The organism is Mycobacterium sp. E342 (assembly GCF_001667665.1).
Taxonomy (GTDB): domain Bacteria; phylum Actinomycetota; class Actinomycetes; order Mycobacteriales; family Mycobacteriaceae; genus Mycobacterium.
The window spans coordinates 1-652 of record NZ_LZJM01000035.1 but is presented as its reverse complement, the minus strand read 5'-3'; the positions used below and the strand labels follow the sequence as shown (position 1 = coordinate 652).

Here is a 652-nt window from a genome sequence, read left to right as displayed (position 1 = left end):
GGGCCAACGGCCCCAATACCCCACCCCCACACCATGACCGGCCACATAGAGTTCCCCGACCACCCCGGCCGGCACCGCACGCAACCACGGGTCCAGGACGAACAGCGCCGCTCCCGGCACCGGCGACCCAATCGGCACAACCCCCGTACCCGGGGTAAGCGGGGCACTGATCGCCACCCACACCGTGGTCTCGGTCGGCCCATAAGCGTTGAGCATCACCCGCCCCGGCGCCCACCGATTGACCACCTCAGCCGGACACGCCTCTCCACCCACCAGCAAAGCCGTCGACTCCAAACCCTCCGGTCGGAGCGTCGCCACCGCATTGGGGGTTTGGCTTAATACACTGACTTGTTCCGCAATCAGCAACGCGTGCAAGTCATCCGGTGATGCGGCCACCGCCTCGGGCACCATTACCAACCGAGCGCCGTGTAGCAGGGGGGCGAATATCTCCCACACGGAAAAGTCGAAGGCATAGGAGTGACCCTGTGTCCACACTTGCCCAGACGGCTGGCCGGCATCGAGAAACTCGATCAGTTGGGTGACGTTGTGGTGGGTAATGGCCACGCCTTTGGGCACCCCGGTGGTGCCCGAGGTGTAAATCAAATACGCAATGTCCTCAGACGCCGGACCCGGTGGTCGGGTGGCCGGTTGG

At 64.9% G+C, this 652-nt stretch carries 1 protein-coding gene; it reads right to left on the bottom strand.

Annotation, left to right across the window (positions count from 1 at the left end):
• Positions 1-652, bottom strand: a 652-nt coding sequence (locus A5692_RS01955; RefSeq protein WP_156765880.1) for an AMP-binding protein, incomplete at both ends; no start/stop codon positions are given.